We start from the raw sequence: 352 nt of genomic DNA on the forward strand, positions 1-352 counted from the left end.
CAGTTCAAATCTGCTCGGGTCTACAATGATTACGGGGGATTAGCTCAGTTGGCTAGAGCACCTGCCTTGCACGCAGGGGGTCATCGGTTCGAATCCGATATCCTCCACTTAATCACCTTTGTTCTTTTAATATTAAATAAGATGTTTGACTAAAGAGTCACCGAGATCAGATCTCACACATCATCAATAATCACACAAATGAAAGCTCGTAAGAGCAGTCAGTGATTAAAAGTTCTTTGACATATTGGGAAATGCAAGTTGTATTCAAGATAGTAATATCTAAATACTAAATTTTTTAAAGCGAATAAGAGCGCATGGTGGATGCCTAGGATCTAAGAGGCGACGAAGGACG

Annotated in this window: 1 tRNA gene; it reads left to right on the forward strand. The window is 40.3% G+C overall.

From position 1 onward, the window contains the following. The first annotated feature begins 33 nt into the window (after positions 1-33). A tRNA-Ala gene (locus tag ACLHR0_RS31660) sits at positions 34-107 on the forward strand. The last annotated feature ends 245 nt before the right edge of the window (positions 108-352 follow it).

This window comes from Chitinophaga sp. ARDCPP14 (genome assembly GCF_051362515.1).
In the GTDB taxonomy this organism is placed as follows: Bacteria; Bacteroidota; Bacteroidia; order Chitinophagales; family Chitinophagaceae; genus Chitinophaga.